The sequence below is a fragment of the Streptomyces sp. AM25 genome, assembly GCF_058146165.1.
In genome coordinates this window covers 120959-142259 of the sequence record NZ_JBKIWN010000012.1, presented here as the reverse complement: position 1 = coordinate 142259, position 21301 = coordinate 120959, and the positions used below count along the sequence as shown (strand labels likewise).

General features: G+C 73.7%; 15 protein-coding genes. 14 read left to right on the top strand and 1 reads right to left on the bottom strand.

Annotated elements, in window-relative coordinates; translation table 11 throughout:
* The first annotated feature begins 2 nt into the window (after positions 1-2).
* From ACLHRZ_RS18020 to ACLHRZ_RS18010, 3 genes are all read left to right on the top strand, one after another.
* Positions 3-1568 (top strand): hypothetical protein, encoded by a 1566-nt coding sequence (locus ACLHRZ_RS18020; protein ID WP_490419470.1) that lies wholly within the window; start codon positions 3-5, stop codon positions 1566-1568.
* Between the two features lie 89 nt (positions 1569-1657).
* Complete coding sequence (locus tag ACLHRZ_RS18015; RefSeq protein ID WP_490419469.1) at positions 1658-2053, top strand: hypothetical protein; 396 nt, start codon at positions 1658-1660, stop codon at positions 2051-2053.
* Entirely contained in the window at positions 2050-2208 is a 159-nt protein-coding gene (locus ACLHRZ_RS18010; RefSeq protein WP_490419468.1) for a DUF6760 family protein, read from the top strand. The genes ACLHRZ_RS18015 and ACLHRZ_RS18010 overlap by 4 nt, the downstream gene beginning before the upstream one ends.
* 212 nt (positions 2209-2420) lie before the next feature.
* Here ACLHRZ_RS18010 and ACLHRZ_RS18005 read toward each other — a convergent pair whose 3' ends face one another.
* A complete protein-coding gene (locus ACLHRZ_RS18005; RefSeq protein ID WP_490419467.1) occupies positions 2421-2624 on the bottom strand; it encodes a hypothetical protein in 204 nt (67 codons plus the stop codon).
* A 1272-nt stretch (positions 2625-3896) separates the two neighbouring features.
* Here ACLHRZ_RS18005 and ACLHRZ_RS18000 point away from each other — a divergent pair.
* From ACLHRZ_RS18000 to ACLHRZ_RS17950, 11 genes are read left to right on the top strand one after another with little or no spacing between them, the layout of a single operon-like run.
* Positions 3897-4328, top strand: a complete 432-nt coding sequence (locus ACLHRZ_RS18000) for a phage tail protein (RefSeq protein WP_490419466.1) — start codon at positions 3897-3899, stop codon at positions 4326-4328.
* Positions 4329-4344: 16 nt separating this feature from the next.
* The gene (locus ACLHRZ_RS17995; RefSeq protein ID WP_490419465.1) at positions 4345-5067 is read left to right on the top strand and encodes a CIS tube protein; all 723 of its coding nucleotides are present in this window, start codon (positions 4345-4347) and stop codon (positions 5065-5067) included.
* A complete protein-coding gene (locus ACLHRZ_RS17990) occupies positions 5064-6866 on the top strand; it encodes a VgrG-related protein (protein ID WP_490419464.1) in 1803 nt (600 codons plus the stop codon). Before ACLHRZ_RS17995 ends, ACLHRZ_RS17990 begins: the two co-directional genes overlap by 4 nt.
* Before the next feature lie 24 nt (positions 6867-6890).
* Positions 6891-7310, top strand: a complete 420-nt coding sequence (locus ACLHRZ_RS17985; RefSeq protein ID WP_490419463.1) for a GPW/gp25 family protein — start codon at positions 6891-6893, stop codon at positions 7308-7310.
* Positions 7303-9411 carry a baseplate J/gp47 family protein gene (locus ACLHRZ_RS17980; protein WP_490419462.1) on the top strand — a complete coding sequence of 703 codons (2109 nt, stop codon included), beginning with the start codon at positions 7303-7305 and terminating at the stop codon, positions 9409-9411. Before ACLHRZ_RS17985 ends, ACLHRZ_RS17980 begins: the two co-directional genes overlap by 8 nt.
* A 57-nt stretch (positions 9412-9468) precedes the next feature.
* Complete coding sequence (locus ACLHRZ_RS17975) at positions 9469-10020, top strand: phage tail protein (RefSeq protein WP_490419461.1); 552 nt, start codon at positions 9469-9471, stop codon at positions 10018-10020.
* Entirely contained in the window at positions 10017-13268 is a 3252-nt protein-coding gene (locus ACLHRZ_RS17970) for a putative baseplate assembly protein (RefSeq protein ID WP_490419460.1), read from the top strand. The genes ACLHRZ_RS17975 and ACLHRZ_RS17970 overlap by 4 nt, the downstream gene beginning before the upstream one ends.
* Positions 13265-16249, top strand: a complete 2985-nt coding sequence (locus ACLHRZ_RS17965) for a beta-propeller fold lactonase family protein (protein ID WP_490419459.1) — start codon at positions 13265-13267, stop codon at positions 16247-16249. Before ACLHRZ_RS17970 ends, ACLHRZ_RS17965 begins: the two co-directional genes overlap by 4 nt.
* Positions 16246-16866 (top strand): Pvc16 family protein, encoded by a 621-nt coding sequence (locus tag ACLHRZ_RS17960; RefSeq protein ID WP_490419458.1) that lies wholly within the window; start codon positions 16246-16248, stop codon positions 16864-16866. Before ACLHRZ_RS17965 ends, ACLHRZ_RS17960 begins: the two co-directional genes overlap by 4 nt.
* Positions 16863-18971: an AAA family ATPase gene (locus ACLHRZ_RS17955; protein WP_490419457.1), complete on the top strand. Its 2109-nt coding sequence runs from the start codon at positions 16863-16865 to the stop codon at positions 18969-18971. Before ACLHRZ_RS17960 ends, ACLHRZ_RS17955 begins: the two co-directional genes overlap by 4 nt.
* Positions 18968-21301, top strand: a complete 2334-nt coding sequence (locus ACLHRZ_RS17950) for a hypothetical protein (RefSeq protein ID WP_490419456.1) — start codon at positions 18968-18970, stop codon at positions 21299-21301. The genes ACLHRZ_RS17955 and ACLHRZ_RS17950 overlap by 4 nt, the downstream gene beginning before the upstream one ends.

Sequence of the window (21301 nt, the reverse complement as noted above, 5' to 3'; positions counted from 1 at the left end):
GCATGCCGACCGCAGTGCCGCCGCCCGTCCCCGAATCCGGCTCCGACGAGTTCCCCATCGCCGCAACCGCCGTCGACGTGGCTTGGCGGAACGACGACGAAAACGTGTGGTTCGTGACCGACCAGGGCGTCATCGGCTTCTTCGAACCCCGCAGCCCCTGGGGAAGCACTGTCTTCACCCCCGGCCCGGGCGTCGCCGGCAACGCCAACTCCCTTGTCGCCTGGCCCGGTCACGGAACATGGACGTTCCTCGCTGCGGAGAACGGCTCGGCCTTCGTCAAGTGTGCCGACGGCGGCCAGTACCAGGTCTACCCCCTCAACGGCACGACGGACTGCCGGGCCCTGGCTCTCGGCAAGAACCGTGAAGGACGTTCCCACATCGTCGCTCCGCTGATCGACTGGAGCTCGCTGGCGTTCATCGAGGCCGGCGGCGGCATCTCGTACTCGACGATGTACCGCGACGGCCTCTACGGCATCGCCGTCGCGGCGCAGCAACAGGGCCGCTACTGGCTGACGTCCCCCGGTGGCAAGGCCCTGGTCGGCTACGACGTCAGCACCGGGGCCTTCGGCGCTCCCATCGGCCTCGGTCTCGAACCCCGGGACGTCACGATCACCCCGGCGGGCGACACCGTCTGGATCGCCACCACCGACAACGTCATTCTCAAGTACACCGTCCAGGGCGGCACTCTCACACGCATCGAGACTCCGTCCCCCGCCAACCGCATGCTGGCAACGGCCGATGGCACGCTGTGGTTCGTGAGCACCGCCGGCAACGCGGTCGGCTATGTGCTGCCCGGCAATAACAGGGCATCCACCGTCCCCACGGGCCAAGGCTCCCGCCCGTCGGGTCTCACCGTGTCCGGTGACAGCCGGCTGTGGGTCGCGCTGTCCGGGCAGCAGAGCCTGCGCCGCGTCTCCCGGCACCGGCTCGCGGTGGTGTCCGGAGACGGGCAGAAGACCCGCGTCGGCCGGCCCTTCCGCAAGCCGTTGGAGGTCAAGGCGACGCAGCTGGACGGCACACCGGTGGGCGGACAGAAGATCGAGTTCTCCGTCGCGGAAGGCGCGGGGGTCTTCGAGAACGGCAAGCCCACCGAGATCAAGGAGACCGGGACCGGGGGCGACCTGCTCGGCGTGGCGACCTCCTCCCTGCTCAAACCGCTCAAGGAAGGCCCCTGCCCCGTGACCGCCCGCTGGACGGAGACGGACGCCGTCGCCTCCTTCACCCGGCTGACCGTCACCCCGCAGCCCGGCACGGCGGACCGGGTGCGCTACGTGTCGGGCGCGGGCCAGTCCGTGCCCTCGGGGAAGTCCTTCGAGCACCCGATGAAGGTGATCGTGGAGGATGCCGGCGGCAACCCCGTCGAGGACGCCGAGGTCACCTTCAAGATCCGCGGCGAGAACATGGCCACCTTCCCCGGCGGCGTGGACACCGCCAAGGTGACCAGCGGAAGCGACGGCACCGCCGAGTCCCCCGTGCTGACGGCCGGTGACAGGCCGGGCGGGTTCTCGGTCGAGGCCTGGGCGGAGGACACGAACGTGAGCCTGCTCTTCCACCAGAACATCCACTGACCGCCCGCTCCTCGCACCCGGCCCCCGCGGACACACGGCGGGGGCCGGGGTGAGGCCGCCCGGACGCCCCAGGGAGGATCCGCCCCGTCATGCCCGAGAACGGACCGGCGCTGCGCACCGCATACGACTTCGAACTCCCCAACGGCTACGTGGACGGCTCGGGAACCGTCCACCGCCACGGCTCCATGCGGCTCGCCACCGCCCGCGACGAGCTGTCGCCCCTGATCGACCAGCGCGTCCGGGAGAACCCCGCCTACCTCGGGGTCGTCCTCCTCAGCCTGGTCATCACCCGGCTGGGCACGCTGACCGACATCCACGCCGGCGTCGTGGAACAGCTCTTCGCCCAGGACCTCGCCTACCTCCAGGACTTCTACCGGCGCATCAACGGCCTGGACTCCGGGCACGGCGCCGTCGCCTGTCCCTCCTGCGGGACCGCCTTCGCGCTGCCCTCGACGGCACCCGGCGGCCGCCTGGGGGAAGCATGACGCACCCGCCGCGCCGGCTCCGCGAGGAGGCCGCCTGCATCGCCTACCACTTCCACTGGGCGTACGGGGACATCCTCGGCCTGCCGCACGAGGAACGGCGCGCATGGGTGCGCGAGATCGCCAGGCTCAACGGCGCGGCGGGGGCGGGCCGGTGAGCGTGAGCCTTGCAGGCGTGCTACGGAGGGCGGGGCTCCGACGGCACCGTGCCGTATCCCCTCCTGTCCCTTCTGCCCCGCCGGCACGGGCGGGTTGGCGTGACGTGGCGCCCGTCGGGCTGTTGCACCTGCCGCTGCTCTCCACGAGCAGGCACACGGCCTTCCGCGACGGCCTCGCGGCCTGGCGGCCGGCGCCGCTCGTCACGGCCGGTTCACGGCTGTTGCCGCGGGGGGTGCCGCTCGCGCTGGGGGCGGGGGTCCTCCGGGGCGTCCTCGTACCGGAGTTGCCGGTGAGTGCGGTACGCGAAGGGGTGTACCAGGCGGTGCCGGTCGGCCTCCGGCCGGGTCACCAAGCGGCCGGGCTCCCCCAGAGCCGAGAGCTCGCTGCGCACGCGCAGGAGGAGCACGGGATCCACGTCCCCCGGCCGCCCCACGCAACGGGCGGCGACGAACGACCCCGAACTCCCCGGCACGAGACCGACCTTCGCCGTGCAGGCGAGGTCTTCACCTCACCACCCGTCACCGACACAGGACATCACCCGGTCCGGCAGGATCGGGGGCCCTCCGTACGCAGCGACAGCCCAGTCGGCCCCCGTCAGGTGCCGACCGACGGTCGCACACCGGCCACGCCGCAACGCCCGGCCGACGGCCACGGCCGGGCCGGCACCACCCCCGGGACCGACGGCCTCACGCGTCCGCAGCGACTGCCGGATCCCCCCGGCCCGGCAGGCTCCTCAACCGGCCGCAGCCGGACCCGGGTCGGTGCCCCTCCCGCCCGGCCGCACGACGCGGACCGGCTCCTCGACAGTCCCGGAACTCCCTCCCCCGGCACCGCACCGCCACGGACGGCGGAGAGCCGTCCCGCACATGAACCCGGCGACGCGGACCAGCCCTTCGGCACCCCCGAGTTCCCCCTACCCGGCACCACACCGCCGCGGACGACAGAATGCCGTCCCGCAGGGCGAACTGCACACGACGTGCACCACCCAGGACACAGTGCGGGACACCCCGCAGAGGGACCGCCTCGCGGGACGGCCCGGCCTGCCCCGGACGCGAGCGCACGCCGACACCCCGACCACGGCGAGCGGCCCACCGGATCCCCGGCACGGCACGGAATCCCCGTCCCCGGGCCGAGCACGCTCACCGCACCCGCACCCGCACCCGCACCCCAGCCGTACCCGGCCGTCCCCCCGACTGCCGCTTCCGCACCACCACCACCGCCGCCCGCACCACGCCCGCGGCAAGCGCCTCCGCGCCGCCTCCGCATCGGCGAGCCAGTGGCCCAAGTTCCCGCAACCGCCCGCCCGTTCGTGATGCCACCACCCGTCGCGGAACGTACCGGCCCACCGCCCATCACGGAACGCACCCCGTCACCGCCCGACCCAGGCAAGGCCACCACCGCCCCGGCCAAGTCCGCCGCGCACACGGCCCCGGTATCCCCGGCCGCCGCCCTTGGGCCGGCGCCCCGGCCGGCCGCCTCCCCGGACCTGCCCGCCCTCGCCCGGGAAGTCGCCCGCCGGCACGCCGGTCTCCTGGCCGAGGCCCTGCTGCCCGCCCTCGAACCGGCACGGCGGCCGGCACCCCTGCCGTGGCCACTGCAACCGCACCCCCAGCCGCCACCGGACGGCGGTGCCTGGGGATCGTCCGTACCGCGATGAGGCTCCCGACCACCCACGGAGTGCCCGCCCATGGCCGACCAGCCGTTCGCCGTCAGTTCCCACTTCCAGCTCTCCATCGGCATCCACGCCCTCGGCTCCTTCACCTCGTGCGACGGGCTCGGCTGTGCGATGGAGGTGGAGGAGCGGGTCGAGGGCGGCACGAACGGGCACGTGTGGCAGCTGCCGACACGGCTGCGCTACACCAACGTCGTGCTCGGCAGGCCGCTGTCGCAGGACACCGTGCTCGTCTGGGCCTGGCTGCAGCAGCAGGTGATCGAGCCGGTGCGGCTGCCCGGGCAGCTCGTGGCGCTGGGGCCGGACCGGCGGCCGCTGGTGCGGTGGCTGCTGGACGGGGTGCTGCCGGTGCGCTGGAGCGGGCCCACGTTCGACGTCGAGCAGTCGCAACCGGCCCGCGAGACCTTGGAGATCGCCCACAACGGGTTCCTCGGGATCACCGTCTGACGTCAGAGAGGACCGCATGGCGTTCGAGTTCCCCGGTGGTGCACCGGTGCGTGCCGCCCTCGTGATCCACGACCCGCCGACCGGGACGAGCAGCACCCCGGGACCGGAACGGGACCGGGTCCGGCTGCAGTTCAACCCGGAACGGATCCAGGTCGGCAAGCAGGCCCGCTGGGACCGCAGCCGGTCGCCGTCCAACGGGGCGGCGGCGCGGGCCCAGTTCGTGGGCGCACAGCCGCGCACGATGACGCTGGAGGTCTTCCTCGACGCCCACGGCACCCGGGAAGGCGTCCAGGAGCGGGTCGAGAAGCTGCTCGGCTGCTGCACGCCGACCGCGCGCAGCACCACGGCGAAGCCCGCCTCGGCGCCCTGGGTGCGGCTGGAGTGGGGGCATGCCCGCACGACCGCCTTCATGGCCCTGGTGACCCAAGTCGACGCGTCCTACACCCGGTTCGGCCATGACGGCACGCCGCTGCGCGCCGTGTGCTCGGTCTCGCTGGAGGAGGCCGGCGGGTCGGTCCCCCGGCAGAACCCGACGTCGGGCGGCGACGGTCCGGTGGACACCCATCTCGTGGTGGCGGGCGACAGCCTGGCCGGGGTGGCCTGGCAGGCGTACGGCGATCCGGGGCGGTGGCGGGAGATCGCCCGGGCGAACGGCATCGACGACCCGGCCCGGCTCCCGCTGGGCGGCGTGCTCGTCCTGCCGGTGCTCCAGGAACAGGCCGCGGGGGGTGCCGGATGACGGAGCGGCTGTACGCGGCGGAGCCGGTCATCGCCTTCGGGTCCCCTCTGCGGGAGGAGTGGGCCGAACAGCTCGTCGAGGCCTCCGTGGACACGGCGTTGGGCCTGCCGGCCCGCGCCACCCTGCGGTTCCAGGATCCCGCCCACCGGCTGCCGGCCGCCGCCGGGATCGCCGTGGGGGTCCCGCTGACCGTGTCGGTGGCCGCAGAGCTCCGCCGGACCCGGGTGGACATCTTCGACGGCGAGGTCACCGCGCTGGAGACCGAGGTGGACGACGACGGGAGCTTCACGACCGTCCGGGCCATGGACCGGGGCCACCGGCTGATGCGCGGGCGGCGGGTGACCGCCTACGTCGACGCCACCGTGGCCGAGGTCGCCGGGGAGGTCGTGGCCCGCCACAGCTTGAAGGCCGGCCGGATCGACGCCGAGCGCACCCGCATCCCGCACCTGGCCCAGCCCAACCTGACGGACTGGGAGTTGCTGAACCACCTCGCCGACCAGCGCGGGCTGCGCCTGTCGGTCGAGGGCGGCACCGTCCACATGAGCCGCCCGGCGGCGGCGGACAAGGCGCCCGCGCCCGGCACGGGGGCGGACCGCAGCCCGTTCGTCCTGGAGTACCGGGAGAACCTGCTGACACTGCGCGCCTCGGTGTCGTCCGAGGGTCAGGTCGCCGGGGTGGAGGTGCGCGGCTGGGATCCGGCGGGCAAGGCCGCGTTGTCGGTGCGGGCCGGTGCGGGCGAGAGCGCGCGGCTGCGTCTGGGCGTCACGCCCGCGCAGCTCGGCAAGGCGTTTCCCGGCCCGGCGCCGGACCTGCTCGTCGGCGGCCGGGGCTGCACCACCGCCCCGCAGGTCGACGCGGTGGCCCGTGCGTTGGCGGAGGAGTCGGCTGCCGCGATGGCGGCGCTGTCGGCCGAGGCCGTGGGCACCCCCGAGCTCGCCGCGGGGCTGCCGGTGACCCTGGTCGGCGTGGGCGAACCCTTCGCCGGCAAGTACACGGTCACCGCCTGCCGTCACGTCTTCGACGACGCCCACGGCTACCGGACCCGGGTGGAGGTGGGTCCGCTGCCCCCGCCCGTCGTGCCGTACCCGCCGCCGCTGTGCGCGCTGGGCGTCGCGGTGGGCACCGTCACCGACATCAAGGAACCCGGCCAGGGCGAGCGCGGTGCCGTCCGGCTGCGGCTGCCGTGGCTGTCGCAGGACTACGTGACCGACTGGGTCCGGACCGTGCAGTGGGGAGGCGTCGGCGGTGGCGGGGTGTTCGCCCCGGAGGCCGGGGACGAGGTGCTCGTCGGCTTCGAGCACGGGCGCCTGGACCGACCGTACGTGCTGGGCGGCCTCTACAACGGCATCGACGCCCCCACGGACCCCGGCCTGCCGCTGGTCGACCCGGACACGGGACGCCTCAACCGGCGGTCGCTGGCCTCCCGTTCGGGGGACCGGCTGGAACTGCTCAGCGCCGCGGACGGCCCCCAGGGCGTCCGGCTCCGGACCGGCGACGGGAAGCTGACCGCCCATCTCGACCGCAAGGACAGCAGCATCGTCCTCACCGCGGGCGAGGGCAGGACGACGCTGCGGTTCACGCTGGACGCCCGTGACAACGGCACCCTCACCGTCGACGCGGGCCCGGGCGGCAGCCTCGTCCTGAAGGCGGGCACGGTCTCCGTCACGGCCGACGACAGCAGCGGTGGCAGCGGCACCCTCACGCTCAAGGGCGCCACCGTCACCGTGGAGAGCAGCGGAGAACTCAAGCTCGACGGAGCGCACACCAGCATCACCGGCAACACCGTCGACATCAACTGACCCCGAACGGACGGGAGGACGAGCGTGGACATCATCGGCGCGGGGTGGGCCTTCCCCGCCGTCATCACCGGCACCGGGCGCGTCGGCCTGGCGAGCGGCAGCCAGGACGTGGAACAGGCCCTGCGCATCATCCTCTCCACCGCACCCGGCGAGCGGCCGATGCGCCCGGAGTTCGGCTGCGGCATCCACCGCCTGATCTTCGACCCGCTCGACGCGACGACCGTCGCCCGCGCCGACACCGAGGTGCGCCGGGCGCTCGACCGGTGGGAACCACGGATCGAGGTGGACGACCTGCTGTTCAGCACGGAAGCGGCGGATGCGCCGGATGCAGCGGACACGGGAGTGCTCTACATCGACATCCGCTACCGCCTGCGCGCCACCAACGAACCCCGCAACCTCGTCTTCCCCTTCTACACCCTGCCCGGAGACTCCCCCAGTGAGTGACCTCCCCGTACCCGACCTGGACGACCTGCGGTTCCAGCCCCTGGTGGACGCCGCCAAACGCGCCCTGCCGCAGCGCGTCCCCGAGTGGACCGACCACAACGTCTCCGACCCCGGCATCACCCTCATCGAGGCCTTCGCCGAGCGAACCGACCAACTGCTCTACCGCATCGACCGCATGACCCCTCGCCAGCGATCTGCTCTGCTGCGCCTCATGGGCATCACACCCCTTCCCGCCTCGCCCGCGCGGATCGTGGTCGCCTTCACCCGGACCGACGGTTCCACCGCGCAGCGCGAGATCCCGGCGGGCACCGAGGTGCGGACCGAGGGCGAGGAACCGGTCGTGCTGGCGACCACCGGGGCCCTCGTGCTCGCGGACGGGCAGCCGAGCGGGACGGTGGAGGCCGTGGAACAGCCCGTCGCGGTCAGCGAGGTGCTGGGCGTCGCCGACGGCCACTCCGCCGGCCGCTTCCCCACCGCGCGCCGCCCCTGGGGGCCTCATACTCCCGTCGCGGAACCGCCGTTCGGCCCGCCGCTCGTCGTCCGGGTCGGGGAAGACGTATGGACGGCGGTGCACACCTTCGCCGAGGCCGGACCCGGCAGCCGGGTGTACTGGTGGGACGACGCCTCGTGCGAGGTGGTCTTCGGGCCGCTCGTCCCCGCCGAGAGCGGGGACGAGCAACACGGCAAAGTGCCGCCGGAGGGCGCGCGGATCAGTGCGCAGTACGCCGTCCACCGCGGCCGCCAGGGTGCCGTCCAGGCCGGCACGTCCTTGACGGTGGTCGCGCAGACCGGGCTGGGCGCCACCGTGGACCGCGTCGTCACACCGCCCGAGGACGCGGAGGACTGGCAACAGGCCCTTGACCGCGCGGGATTGGACCTGGCACCGCTGCGCCGCGCGGTCACCGCCGCCGACCACGAGCAGCTGATCGGGGAACACGTGCCGGGGCTGGCCCGCGTCCGCGTCACCGCGCTCACCCGTCCCACCGACTCGCGCGTGCCGTCCGCCCTGCAGGCACCGCCGCGCCCGGCCGACGTCCTCGCCTGCCTCGTCGCCGCCCGGGCTCCGCAACGCGCCGTGCACTACTACGACAACGGCGGGACCATCACCCCGCTCCCCCTGCCCCTGCACCACCCGGACGGGGCCGGCGACGGTGATGCGGTACCGCCGCCCGTACAACAAGCACATCGCCTCGACGCCGTGATCCGCACCGGTGAAGGCGGGCCCAGGCTCTGGTTCTACGGGCAGCAGAGTCTCTGGGACGACGGGGATCCCCGCCCCATCGCGGACGAATTCCCGGGCCTGCCCCAGGACTTCACGTCGGACCTCGATGCAGTGTCCGTCCTCGCCGACGGCGACGCGTACGAACTGTTCTTCTTCAAGGGCGAGACCTTCTACCACCGCACCTTCACCTACGCCGACCAGGCCTTCGTCCCGCAGGAAGGCAGCCGCGGCGTGACCTCCCTCGTCTCGGAGGCGTTCCCCGGGCTCTCCCCCCAGTGCCAGCAATCCCCGGACGCCGTCGCCGTGTTCGACGGCGTCTTCTTCTTCCTGAAGGGTGCACGGACCGAACCCGCGCTGTGGCGCCGCGAGGACGACCCGCTCCACGTCCTCCTGGTCCCCTGCTGCGCCGGGGACCCCGAAGTGCGCCCGCCCGACCGCGCCTTCGACGTCCCTCCGGACACCCTGACCGCGGTGAAGAACGTCGTCGACGCCTCCCGCCTGCTCGGTGAACGCCTGCTCGTCGGAGAGCCCCGCTACCACCCGTTCCACATCGCCGCGACCGTGCGCCCCTGGAGCAGCACGCAGGCGGACGTCGACCGGGCCAAGGGGGCGGCCGAACGGGCCTTGCGGCGCTTCTTCCACCCCACGGCCGGCGGGCCGGACGGGCGGGGGTGGCCCTGGGGCCGACGGGTGCACGCCGGTGACGTCTTCACCGTGCTGGAGACGGTCCACGAACACCGGGGCACGACCGCCGTGGCCCTGTACGAAGGCGAAGACGAGAACGGGCGCGGCGAGGCCGTGCCGTCCGTCGAGGTCTCGGACGGCGGCCTGGTCCTCCTGGGCCGCGTGGACATCGCCGTGGACACCACCGACAGCTGAGACCGGACCAAGACCGACCGGGACCGGCCGTATCCGCACCGCACGAGAGGACCGCGCATGCCACCTGCCCCCGCACGCCCGCTCCCCCTGCCCGCCGTCTACGGCCGCGACACCGTGGCGCAGGCGTTCGCGGCCGCGATCGGCGAGACTCTGGCGCCCGTGGAGGAGCACGTCGACGGCCTCGATGCGGTGCTCGACCCCTGGCGCGCGCCCCCCGCCTTCCTGGACTGGCTGATCGCGATCACCGGCGCCCGGGTCGAGCCGGGCTGGGACGAGAACCGGCGGCGCAAGGCGATCGACCTCGCGCCCCGGCTGGCCGCATACCGCGGGACACCGTACGGACTGCGGCTGGAGGCCCGGGAGATCCTCGGCTGGACGGACCAGGCGCTCGTCATCACCGACCCGGGCCTGGTCTTCACCGGCCACGACCCGGCACCCGGCGCCGGGCGCATGCTCACCGTCACCCTGACCGCCCCCGCCGGGGAGGACAAACGGGCGCTGGAGAGCCGCCTGACGCGGCTCGTGGCGGCGCACTGCCCGGCCCACCTGCCGTTCACGGTCGTCGTCAACCTCACCCAGGCTCCTGACGGAAGGGCACCGCAGGGATGAGTCCGCAGACACCCGAGTACGACGGGCGCACCCGCGACGAGGTGGTCGCCACCGCCGTCGCCGCCGTGCACCGGCAGGTGCGGACCTGGACCGGCCGGGACCTGGCGGACCCCGGGCGGGGCCTGATCGAGACGTGCGCCGACATGGTCACGGCCCTGCGCGACCGGCTCAACCAGGCACCCGACCAGCGCCGGCTGCAGATGCTCCGCCTCCTGGGCGTCCGGCCCTACCGGCCCGCGCCCGCACAGACCGAGGCCGTCTTCCGACTCGCCGCGCCCTCGCCCGAACCGGTGACCGTGCCCGTCGGCCAGGAGGTGGCCACGCGGCCCCCGGGGGACGAAGAGCCGGTCGTCTTCAGCACGTTGACGGACGCGGTGCTCAATCCGTGCGTCCAGTTCGCAGCCGGCGACTTCGCCGAGGCGCGGGTGGCGGACGGCACCCTGGAGGGGAAACTGACCGACTTCGGTTCCGGGGCGGTCGTGGAACCGGGCACGTCCACCGCGGGCGGGCCGGCCTTCCGTCTCAACCTGCCCTATCTCGGCGACTTCCCGCTGCCCGAGGAGATCCCGGCGGGCGGCCGGCCGGCGGCCGCCGCAGCTCCGTACGCCCTGCTCGTCCTCTCGGTGCCGGTGCCCGGCGTCCGCGTGACGCTGGACGTCCGGTTGGGGCGGGTGCTCGGGATCGGCTCCGGATTCGAGAAGGGCCGATGGGAGGCCTGGCAGGGCACGCACTGGAGCAGTTGCCGGGCCGTCACCGACACCGTGACCGCCCCGGACAGTCCGGGCAAGGTCGTTCTCGACCTTCCCCCGGCGCACGCACCGGCCCAGCTGCTGCTCCAACGCCCGGACGGCCAGGGCGCCTTCACCCTCCAGCGGCTGCGGGACGTCGGGCTGATCCGCTACCGGGCGGAAACCGGCCAGGCCCCCTTGCGGCAGGTCACGCTCGAACCGGTCCTCGCCGTCCCCGTCCCGGTCGTCCAGGCGCGGCTGGTGCGCGACGAGACGCTGGGGACGGCGACCGGAGCCCCCGGCGAACGGCTGCGCTTCGCCCATCCGCCGATGCCCCGCAGCACGGACCCGCTCGTCGTGGACGCCGTCCTCGACGGTCGGACGGCCCAGTGGACGTACGTCGCCTCCCTCGCCGGGTCGGGGCCCGACGACCGGCACTTCACCCTGGACCCCCGCACCGGGGAGGCCGTCTTCGCCCCCGCCGTCGCCGGCGCCCTCGGGCTGCGCCGGCACGGGGCGCCGCTGCCGCCGGGCGCGGTCGTCCGCATCCGGCGCTACCTGACCGGCGGCGGCGCCCGCGGCAACGTGCCCGCCCGCACCCTCACCGTGCTGCGTACCCCGCTGCCGTACGTCTCCGCGGTCACCAACCCCGCTCCCGCCGTGGGCGGCACGGAGGGCGAGAGCGCGCTCGCCTACTCCGAGCGCCGGCCGCTGGGTGCCCCGGTGCCCGAACGGGCCGTCGTCCCGGCCGACTACGAGCAGCTCGCGCTGGCCGCGTCGGCAGGCATGGCCCGTATCCACCACGTCCGCGACGTGCCGCACCAAGCGCTCGACCCGGCCCGCAACTACCAGCCCTGGGAGCCGGCGCGGACCGACGTCGCCTTCACCCTGGCCGCGGGCGTGCCGGAGGCCGCTGCGGGGACCGAGGTCACGACGGTGGACGGGACGACCGTCTTCACCACCGAGCGGGACGCCGAACGCCTGCCGCCCGACGCCGCCGGCGCGGCACCGCTGCGGCTCGCCAGCAGCGTCACGGCCGCCGTCGGCATGTTCACCGCGGACAACTACGCGGCGGGCGGAGCGATTTCGGGACCGTTCAAGGGCGGCGGCGTGCTGGTCCTCGCCCTGGTGGAGATCAAGAACACCCACGACCCGCGCCACCTGATGCTCTGGGTGACAGCCGATGGCCAACGGACAGCGGAGGACCGCCTCGCGGTCTCGGTGTTCGCACCGCGCAAGGACACGCCGTGGTGGGACACCTCCGCCCCACTCGCCTACGCCTCGGCACCCGCACAGACGATCACGGTGACGGGCGGCACGCAGGTCGCAGCCCACCCCGTCCCGCTCGCCTCGGCGGCACGATGGCAGGCCTCGGTTGAGGGCGGCGCGTTCGCCACGAGGGCCCAGGACGCCGTCAGCGAGCTGGGGACCGATTTCCCGACGGAGCCCGCCGCGTGCTGGATCGCCGTCCAGATCCTCGACCCCCGGGGCACGGAGGCGACGAAGTACACCGTCTACGCCGACTCCGGCAGCACCGAAGCCGTCCCCGCCCTCCAGTACGAGCAACACGACCAGGGCACACAGCAGTTCATTTCCACGGGTGAGCCGGGCCAGGTCTTCGCCCTGCTCCACGCCCCGGTGTGCGGGCAGCTGCCCACGGTCCACGTCGGCTCGGACGCGTGGGTCACCGTCACCTCCTTCGAGCAGTCCGGCGAGAACGACCCGCACGTGGTCATCAACGCCAGCACCGGCCAGGTCCACTTCGGCCCCAAGGTGACGGGCGGCCCCTCCGGCACCCGGCAGTACGGCAGGATCCCGACCAAGGATGCGCACATCACGGCGCAGGGCACCTACCGAACCACCCTCGGCGCCGCGGCGAACAGCATCGCCCCGGGCGGGATCTGCCGCTTGAAGACACCGGACCCGCACATCGTCGGCGTGCGCAACATCTCCCCGTCGCACGACGGCAAGAACGGCTACACCGACACCAGCGGCGGCAGCACCCGGGCCGGCGTGACGCTGATGGTCGTGCCGTTCGTCACCACGGACGAACGGGGCTGGTTCCCGTTCCACATGCTCACGCCCACCGCGGACGCCTGCGACACGCTGCGCCGCGCCCTGCGGGCCTGTCAGCCCGAGGGCGTCCCGGTGTGGCTGGTGAAGCCCATGTACCACGGCATCCGCTTCGACGCCCGCATCGTGCCCGCGGACTACCGCACCGCCGACGAACGCGCCGAGCTGCGCGCCGCCGCGGAACGCGCCCTCTACCGGTACTTCAGCCCCGTCGACGGCGGGCCCGACGGCACCGGATGGCCGCTGGGGCGCCCGGTGTACGCGGGCGAGGCGTTCCGCGTCCTGGAGGGCGTGCCCGGGGTGGGCCGGGTCGCCACGGCCGAGATGATCCCGGTCGACCCGGAGACCGGCAAGTCCTCGGATCCCGTCGCCCGGATCGTCTGCGGTGCGGGCGAGACCGTCTACTCCGTCGAACACCGCATCACCGTCGCGGAGGTGCCCTCATGAGCGAGCCCGACAACGGCCCCGGCAGCACGGCGGCCCGGCTGGCGGCCCCGGCCTGGGGAGCGGACGGCCTGGTCGTGGCCGGCCTCGCCACGCCGGAACAGCCGGAGGTCCACGTCACGCCGGTGGAGAGCAACCCCCGTGCCGTCGCCGTCGGTTCGGACGGCACCCGGGCCTACACCGCGAACCACGACGCCGGGACGCTGTCCGTCATGGACCTCAGCCAGCCTACCGCTGCAGTGCTGCGGTCCGTCCCGGCCGGGAAGAGCCCGTGCGCCGTGGTCGCCGGTCTGGCCGGCGACCGGGTCTGCGTGGCCGACTGGGCGGGCCATCAGGTCACGGTGTTCGACAAGGAAGGACTCTCGCCAGCTCCCCTCGACGTCGGTGCCGGTCCCTGTGCGCTGGCGGCGGCTCCCGGCGGGCAGGCGCGGTACGTCTGTGTCGTCAACGAGACGGACGCCACGGTGTCGGTGGTCGATGTGAGTGCGGCGGGCTCGCCGTCGGTGGCGGCTACGGTCCCGGTGCCCGGGGCCACCCGGGCGATCGCGGTGGCGGGGGGAGGGCGGTTCGCCTACGTCGCGAGCCGGGGGGCGGGCACGGGTGACGGGCAGGTGACGGTGCTCGACCTCAATGCGGGCGGTGCGCGGGTGGGCGAGTCGGTGCCCGTGGGGGCCGAGCCGCGCGCCCTGGTACTCAGCGCCGACGGGGATCGTCTCTGCGTGGCCGACTACGGCTCGGCGTCGGTGTCCGTGGCCTCCGTGAATCCGAGCACGGGGCGAGTCGAGGCCCCGGAATCCGTAACGGTGGGTCCGCATCCGGTCGCCGTGGCCTTCACCCCGGACGGCAACCTGATCCTTGCCGTCAGCCAGACGACGAGCCGCCTCACGGCCATTCGCACCGACACCCTCGCCCCCACGACGCTCGACGAGCCGGTGGGGGCTGTCCCTGCCGGAGTGCTGCCCGGCCCGGACGGTGGTTTCGCGTACGTCAGCGACCAGGCCACCGGCAAGCTCGTCACGGTGCGCACCGCCCCTCGCCGGACGGGCGAGGTCAGCACCGGCGCGGGATCGCAGCCGGTCAACGCCGCAGTGTCGTCGGACGGTTCGTGGGCCTACGCCGCCGATGCCGCCTCGGACAACGTGGCGGTGCTCGACCTCGCCGGACTCCAACCGGGCACACTCGTCCCTCTCGGCGACGGACACAAGCCGTGGGACGTGGCCATCGCGCGCGACCGCAGCTTCGCGTGCGCGACCAGCCCGAGCAAGGCCACTCTCCTCGTCCTCACCCCGGCCCGGGGAGACACCCTCACCGTCGACGGCGGGGTCACAGTGACCCCGATCGTGCTGGCACCGGGCGCAGACCCGCACGGCGTCGCCATCACCCCGGACGGCCACTACGCGGTGACCGCCGACTCCGGCACGGCGACGGTCTCCCTCGTCGATCCGAAGGGCGGCAGGTACACGATCGAGGCGGACGTCGTGGGCTGCCAACAGCCCACTGGGGCCGCGCTGTCCAAGGACGGCGCGACGCTGTACGTCGCCGACTTCGCCCACACCGATCCGGGGCAGCAAGGAGGCCAGATCGCCATCCTGACCCGCACCGGGCCGGGCACCTGGGAGCGGCATGCAGCCGTCGACGCGGCAACCGGCCACCTCTCGGGCCCCCACGAACTGGGCGTGTCGGCCGACGGGTTACGCCTCTGCGTCGCCAACTACCAGAACGGAACGGTCTCCGTCCTCCAACGTGCCACGACGAACGACGCCTGGGGCTTCCACATGACCGTGAACAAGACGCCGACGGCCATGCGGCTTCCCTATGGGCTCGTCCTGACACCCGACGGAAACACCCTCTACGTCTCCAACGCCGCCGGGAACAACGCCACGGTCGAGGTCTTCGACATCTCGGAGAACCCGGCGAAGCACCAACGGACGATCAACGTCGAGAGCGGCAACCAGATCCCTCCAGGGCTCGCGCTCTCCCCGGACGGCCAGTACCTGTACGCGGCGGTGTCGAAGGCATGGATGAGCGACGACGCGCCCCTGGGCACGGTGTACGGGATCCAGCTGTCCGCGGGCGGCAATGCCGCCATGACGGCCGTCGCGACCGCCGGTACCGCGTACACCGACCGGCCCAACGGGCTCGCTTGCCGGGACAACCAGACCCTGTACGTGGTCAACCAGGGCCGCAAGGACGCACGCGACGCCTGCCTCGCCGTGATCACCCTCGACGCATCACGGCTCGCAGTGCAGAAGGCCGAGCAACAGGCCCTCGACAAGAACGACGTGCCGTACTCGATCGCCGTCGCCGAGGACGGCACCTGCTGCATCGCCAACGCCGTCGGCAGGACGGTCACTGTGCTCACCTCCAAGGTGACCCCTGTCAAGGTGGGTGAACCAGCCACTTCTCAACCATGGGACGTCGACGTCACCGACGACGGCGTCTACGCCTGTGTTTCCGACCGCAAAGCCTCAATCGTCCACTGCGTACGGCTGGCCGACCACACGGTGGTCCCCCTCACCGTGGGCACGGACCCCATGGGCGTCGCCTGCACCCCGGGCGGCGCCCACGCCTACGTGGCCGACCACGGGGGCGACAGCATCTCGGTGATCAGCCTGAACGGAGCGGGCGGCAGGCCCGAGGTGATCGCCACATGGCAGCACAGGCTCATCGTCAAGCCGGAGTCCGTGTCGGTGTCGGCCGACGGCACCTGGCTCTTCGTGACCACCGAGAACAGCGGAGCCGTCCTGATGCTCGACACCGCGACCGGAACCCCCCGCTTCAGCGTGCCGGCCGGCCGGGCGCTCGCCGCGAGCGCACCGGATCCGCACACCACGAAGTCCCTGGTCTACCTCGCCGACGCGGCAGGCTCCGTCGTGTCCGTCGTGAACACCACGGCACTCGGCCGTATCGGCGACACCGCCGCAGCGCTCGACCTGCGGCAGGCCGTCGTCGTCCCGGCCGCCGGGACGGGGGCGGACCGGTGATCCAACTCGTCGACAGCGCACTGGAGTCCCGCGTACGGCAGGACATGACCTGCCTGCCGCCCGAATTCACCATCACCTTCCAGCCCCCGGGCCGCGACATCACGCTCGGCGAGACCACCGGCTCCGAGGCGGTCGGCCTCTACCTCTACGACATCCGCGAGGACCTCGACCGACGCCAGACCGGCACCGTCTACCAGTACGGGGCAACCCCCGGCACCCAGCCGCCCTGGTGGAAACACGCCCAGTCCGATCCGCCCCGCTACGCCCGGCTCTCCTACCTCGTCGCCGCCTGGGCTCCGGACGCCCTCATCGCCCACACCATGCTCGGCGACCTCCTCGTCGGCTTCGCCCGCAGCCGGCAGCTCCCCGTGCGACTGCCCCCGGAACTGCAGGAGATGGGCCTCTCGGCACTGCTGGACGTGGGACACCCGCCGAGCGAGGACCGTGCCCTGACCGAGCTGTGGAGCGCGGTCGGGCACACCCTCGTGCCCACCCTCAACGTGACGGTGACGATCCCCCTGGTGTCGTTCGTCCCGGAGCCGTACACCCACTGGGTGACCCAGGACCCGGTCGTCAACGAGAACATCATCGACGAGCCGGAGGAGGACCAGCAGTGACTTCCCTCGTCTCCGCCTCAACGCCCACGGCCGCGGACTGGCTCCTGGCCCGGCTGGCCGTCGTCGAGGTGCGGGTGCGCCGGGCCATCGCCCTGCGCACCGGCGAGGACCCCGAGGACCCGCCGGGTCTGCGGGAGTTCGCCTGCGACCCGTTCCAGGGGCTGTACATCTCCGACGAGATGGCCCCGCACCTCCTGGACGCGCCGAACGGCCCGCTGCCGCCCGCCGCCTCCGAGGACGCCCTGGCCGCCGTCGTCCGCGCCCGGGAGGACACGGCGACGGCCGCGGGAGCCGTACCGCCCCTGCGGCGCCTCGCCGAGGAGTTCGGCCTGGACGAACTCGCCGTGGAGGTACTGCTGATCGCGCTCGCGCCCGACGTCGACGCCCGGTTCGAGCGCTGCTACGGCTACCTCAACGACGACGTCACCTGCCGGCACGCCACCGTCGGGCTCGCCCTCACCCTCTGCGGCCTCCCGGCCGCCTCCGCGACCGCCCGCCGCCTGTTCTCGGCCGATGCGCCCCTGCGGTCCGGCGGCCTCCTGGAACTCCCCGACGCCTCACGCCCGTATCCGACGCGGGGACTGCGCGTCCCCGACCGGGTCACCGCACACCTGCTGGGCGCCGACGCTCCCCCGGCCCCGACGGCCGTGCCGCCGCTGGGCGACGGCCCGTTGTCCCGGACCGTGGACCGGCTCGTCCGGCTGCTCGCGCACCCCTGGCCCGTCCACCTGCGCGACAGCGGCGACGGTACCGCCGAGACCGTGGCCCGCGCGGCACTGGCGGAAGTGGGGCGGCCCGCCCTCCATCTGGACCTCGCCGCGCTCGACCACGCACCGGACCCGGCCGAGTCCGTGCGGGCGGCGCTGCTCGAAGCCCGGCTGCGCGGCTGCGGGTTGACCGCCGGGCCCGTCGGCTCCTCCGACAGCCGGCGCGTCCGTACGCTGCTCGCCCCGCTCGCCGGTGCACCGGTTCCCCTCGTCCTCACCGGAAACAGGCCGTGGGACGCCCGCTGGACCGACACGCCCCCCGTCTTGGCCGAGTGCCCTCCCCTCACGCAGGCCGAGCGCATCGCGCTGTGGCGGCACGAACTGCGCACCGGTGCCGCCCCGTTGCCGGTGGCCGACGAGGCCGCGGCCGCCGGTGCCCGGTACCGGGCCGGCCCGGCCCGCATCCGCGCCATGGCCGCGGCCGCCTGCCGGCAGGCGGCCGCGCAGGGCGTCGACGTGGACGCGGACACCGTCCGCGCAGTGGCCCGCTGCTGGCACGGCAGCACGCTCGAGCGCCTCGCCCGGCCCGTGCGCCCCTCCGTCACCTGGGACGACCTGGTGCTGCCCGAGCGGACGCACGAGCAACTGCGCGACCTCACCCGGCGCGTGCGCCACCGCGACCTGGTCCTCGGCGAGTGGCGGATGCGGCCGGGCGGGGGGCGCGGGCACGGCGTGAGCGCACTGTTCAGCGGCGGCTCCGGAACCGGCAAGACCCTGGCCGCCGAGGTGGTGGCCGCGGGCCTCGGTCTCGACCTGTACGTCGTCGACCTGGCCGCCGTCGTCGACAAGTACATCGGGGAGACCGAGAAGCACCTGGAGCAGATCTTCGCCGCGGCCGACGCGGACGAGGCGGTCCTGCTCTTCGACGAGGCCGACGCCGTCTTCGGCCGGCGCACCGCCACCCAGGACGCCCACGACCGCTACGCCAACACCGGGACCTCCTACCTCCTGCAACGCCTGGAGTCCTTCGCCGGCCTGGCCCTGCTGACCACCAACATGCACGCCAACATCGACCCGGCGTTCCTGCGCCGCCTCGACCTCGTCGTCCACTTCCCCGCCCCGGACGAGGCCCGCCGCCAGGCCCTGTGGGACCGCTGCCTGGCACCCGCCGTACCCCGGGCCGCGGACGTCGACCATGCCGGACTGGCCTTCCTCGCCTCGTCGTTCGACCTGACCGGCGGCGCCATCCGCTGCTGCGCCGTCACCGCCGCCTACCGCGCCGCCGACGACGGCCGCCCGGTGACCATGGCGGATCTGCTGACGGCAGTCCGCGAGGAGTACGCCAAACTCGGCCGCTACGTGGACGAGTCCGCCTTCCCGCCGGAGGTACGGCCATGAGCCCCGGCCCGCTGCTTCCCGTGCCGGCCACCGCCGCACCCCGTCCGGAAGCCGCTGTCCCGGAGCCGGCGGCGGACACGGCCACCACGCTGACCGGGCGGCTGCGCAGCCTGCAGCAGGAGGCCGGCAACGCCGCGACCGCACGGGCCCTCGCCGGGCCGGCCCGACAGGGCGCCGCCGGGCCGCCGTTCGGCCACCGCCGCCTCCTGGCCTCGCCGGACTGGCACCAGGCGGCCGAGCTGTACGAGCAGCGGCTCGGTGCGGCCCTGGCCGCCGCGCCCGAGGTCCGGCGTGCCGCCCGGACCGCCGTGCTGCGGCTGTACGAGGTCCTCAGCCGCGGGTTCACTCCGGAAGCGGCCGCGGGCGCGTTCGTCCAGGACGACCCGCAGAGTGCCGGCCAGGTGGGCACGGAAGGCGATCCCGGGGCCCGGCTCCTGCAGTGGACCGCGCCGGACGCGTCCGCCGGTGTCCGTGAGCTGGTCACCGCCTTCTACAACGCCGCCTACTACAAGTACGGCCCCCAGCCCCGGCCGCACCCCGACGAGCGCGCGGTGTCGCTCAAGACCCTCCTGCACCGCATCGTCCTCGACGGGGACCTGCACCTGGCACGCGAACTCGGCCTGGACACGGAGACCTTGACCGCCCAGCGCACGTATCTGACCGGACACACCAGGGCCGTCCTGAGCCGCCTCCCGCACGACGTGCGGCGGCTGTTCGACGAGGACGTCTTCGCCCTGGGCAACCTGACGCTCCAGCAGGGCGCGGGCACGGCCCTGTCGATGGGGCGCAGCCAGCGCGGCCGTTCCGAGCGTCCGGACCGGGACACCGCACCCGGCAAGCGGACCCTGCGCGACTACCGCGACCTGGGCGTGCCGTTGAGCGAGGCCGAGACCGCCCACGCCCGGCGCAGCACCACTCCCCTGTCCGTCGAGGGCGTCACGGACGACCTCGTCCCGACCCGACACGAGGTCACCCCCGAAGAGGTGTGGGCGGCGAAGACCGAACCGGGCGAGCAGGGGCCGGAGTTCCCCCTGCCGTGGGTCCCGGGCGAGGCCTTCTACGCCATGAGCCCCAAGGACGACTGGTACCGCAAGCACCACGGGCGCGGCGCGCCCCTGGTGGGGGGCATCTCGGGCACGACCACGCGCATGCTCGCCGCCTTCCGCTGGCTGCGCGTCGTACCGGGCAGCGGCGGCTCGGAGCTGTCGGAGCGGGAGTTCCTCCTCGCCGTCGCCGCGTGGATGCTCACCGGCCGCGACCACTCGCTGTACGAGATCCTGCGCGGCGCCAAGGCCGCCGGTCTGCCCGGTCTGGCGGGCCTCACGGCCTCCTCGAAGGACGTGCCGCGGATGTACCGGGACTTCGACGCGTTCGTCCGGGCCGTCCTGCCGTCGGCGGCCCTGCCCGAGCTGCCTTACGCCGCGCTGTACGAGGAGAAGACACTCGCCACGCCCGAGCACGGGGGGCTGGTGACCGTGGACGACCGTTCCGTGGCCATGGCGCGCCGCACCCGCCGGGCCCTGCTCGCCCGGCAGCCGCGCGCCGAGCTGACCGACTGGCTGGCGGGACAGGGACTTTCGGGCGCGGAGGCGGACACGGAGCGCGCCCGGCTGGGGGCCGAGTTGCGGCTTCCGTACCTGCTCGCGCTGGCGGAGTACACCGGTGGCAGCCACCAGCTCGTCAACCGCGTCCTCGCCACGCCGTCGGCGCTGGCCACGACGGGCGTCCACCGGCTCGTGGACGAGATGATCTCGCTGTTCACCGAAGGACAGACGGTCGAAGTGCCGTATGCCACCTGGCGCGACGCGGAACTCCAGCGGCTCATCGACGCCTACCGGGCGCCGGGGCTCGACGACGCGGAGCGCAGGGAACGCCTGGAGCCCGTCCGCAGGCGCATGCACGCTCTTGCGGAGACCCTGCGGGCGGAGGCCAAGACCCATGCCGACATGCTCACGGAGGCGCTGGACAAACTGCCGCCGGTCAGGGGCCTGGTGTACCGGGCGGGGTGGGAGATGCTGGCGCGGAAGCGGTTCACGTTCGACGAGTTCACCAGCACCAGCCGCGACCGGGAGGAGGCCGAGAAGTTCCTGCCGCTCCAGCATCCGCCCGCCGGGGGCCGCCGGGTGCTGTACTGCCTGGAACTGACCGGCCACAGCGGGCGGGACGTGGCCTTCTTCTCCCGGCAGCCGGACGAGCAGGAGGTCCTGCTGCTGCCGCACGCGGCCTTCACGGTGAACATGCGCAACCGGGGCGAGGGCATGGAGGTCGGCGGCCGGCACCTGCGGTACGACTTCGTCTGGGCGACGGAGGTTGCGGGAGCCGCAGGCTGA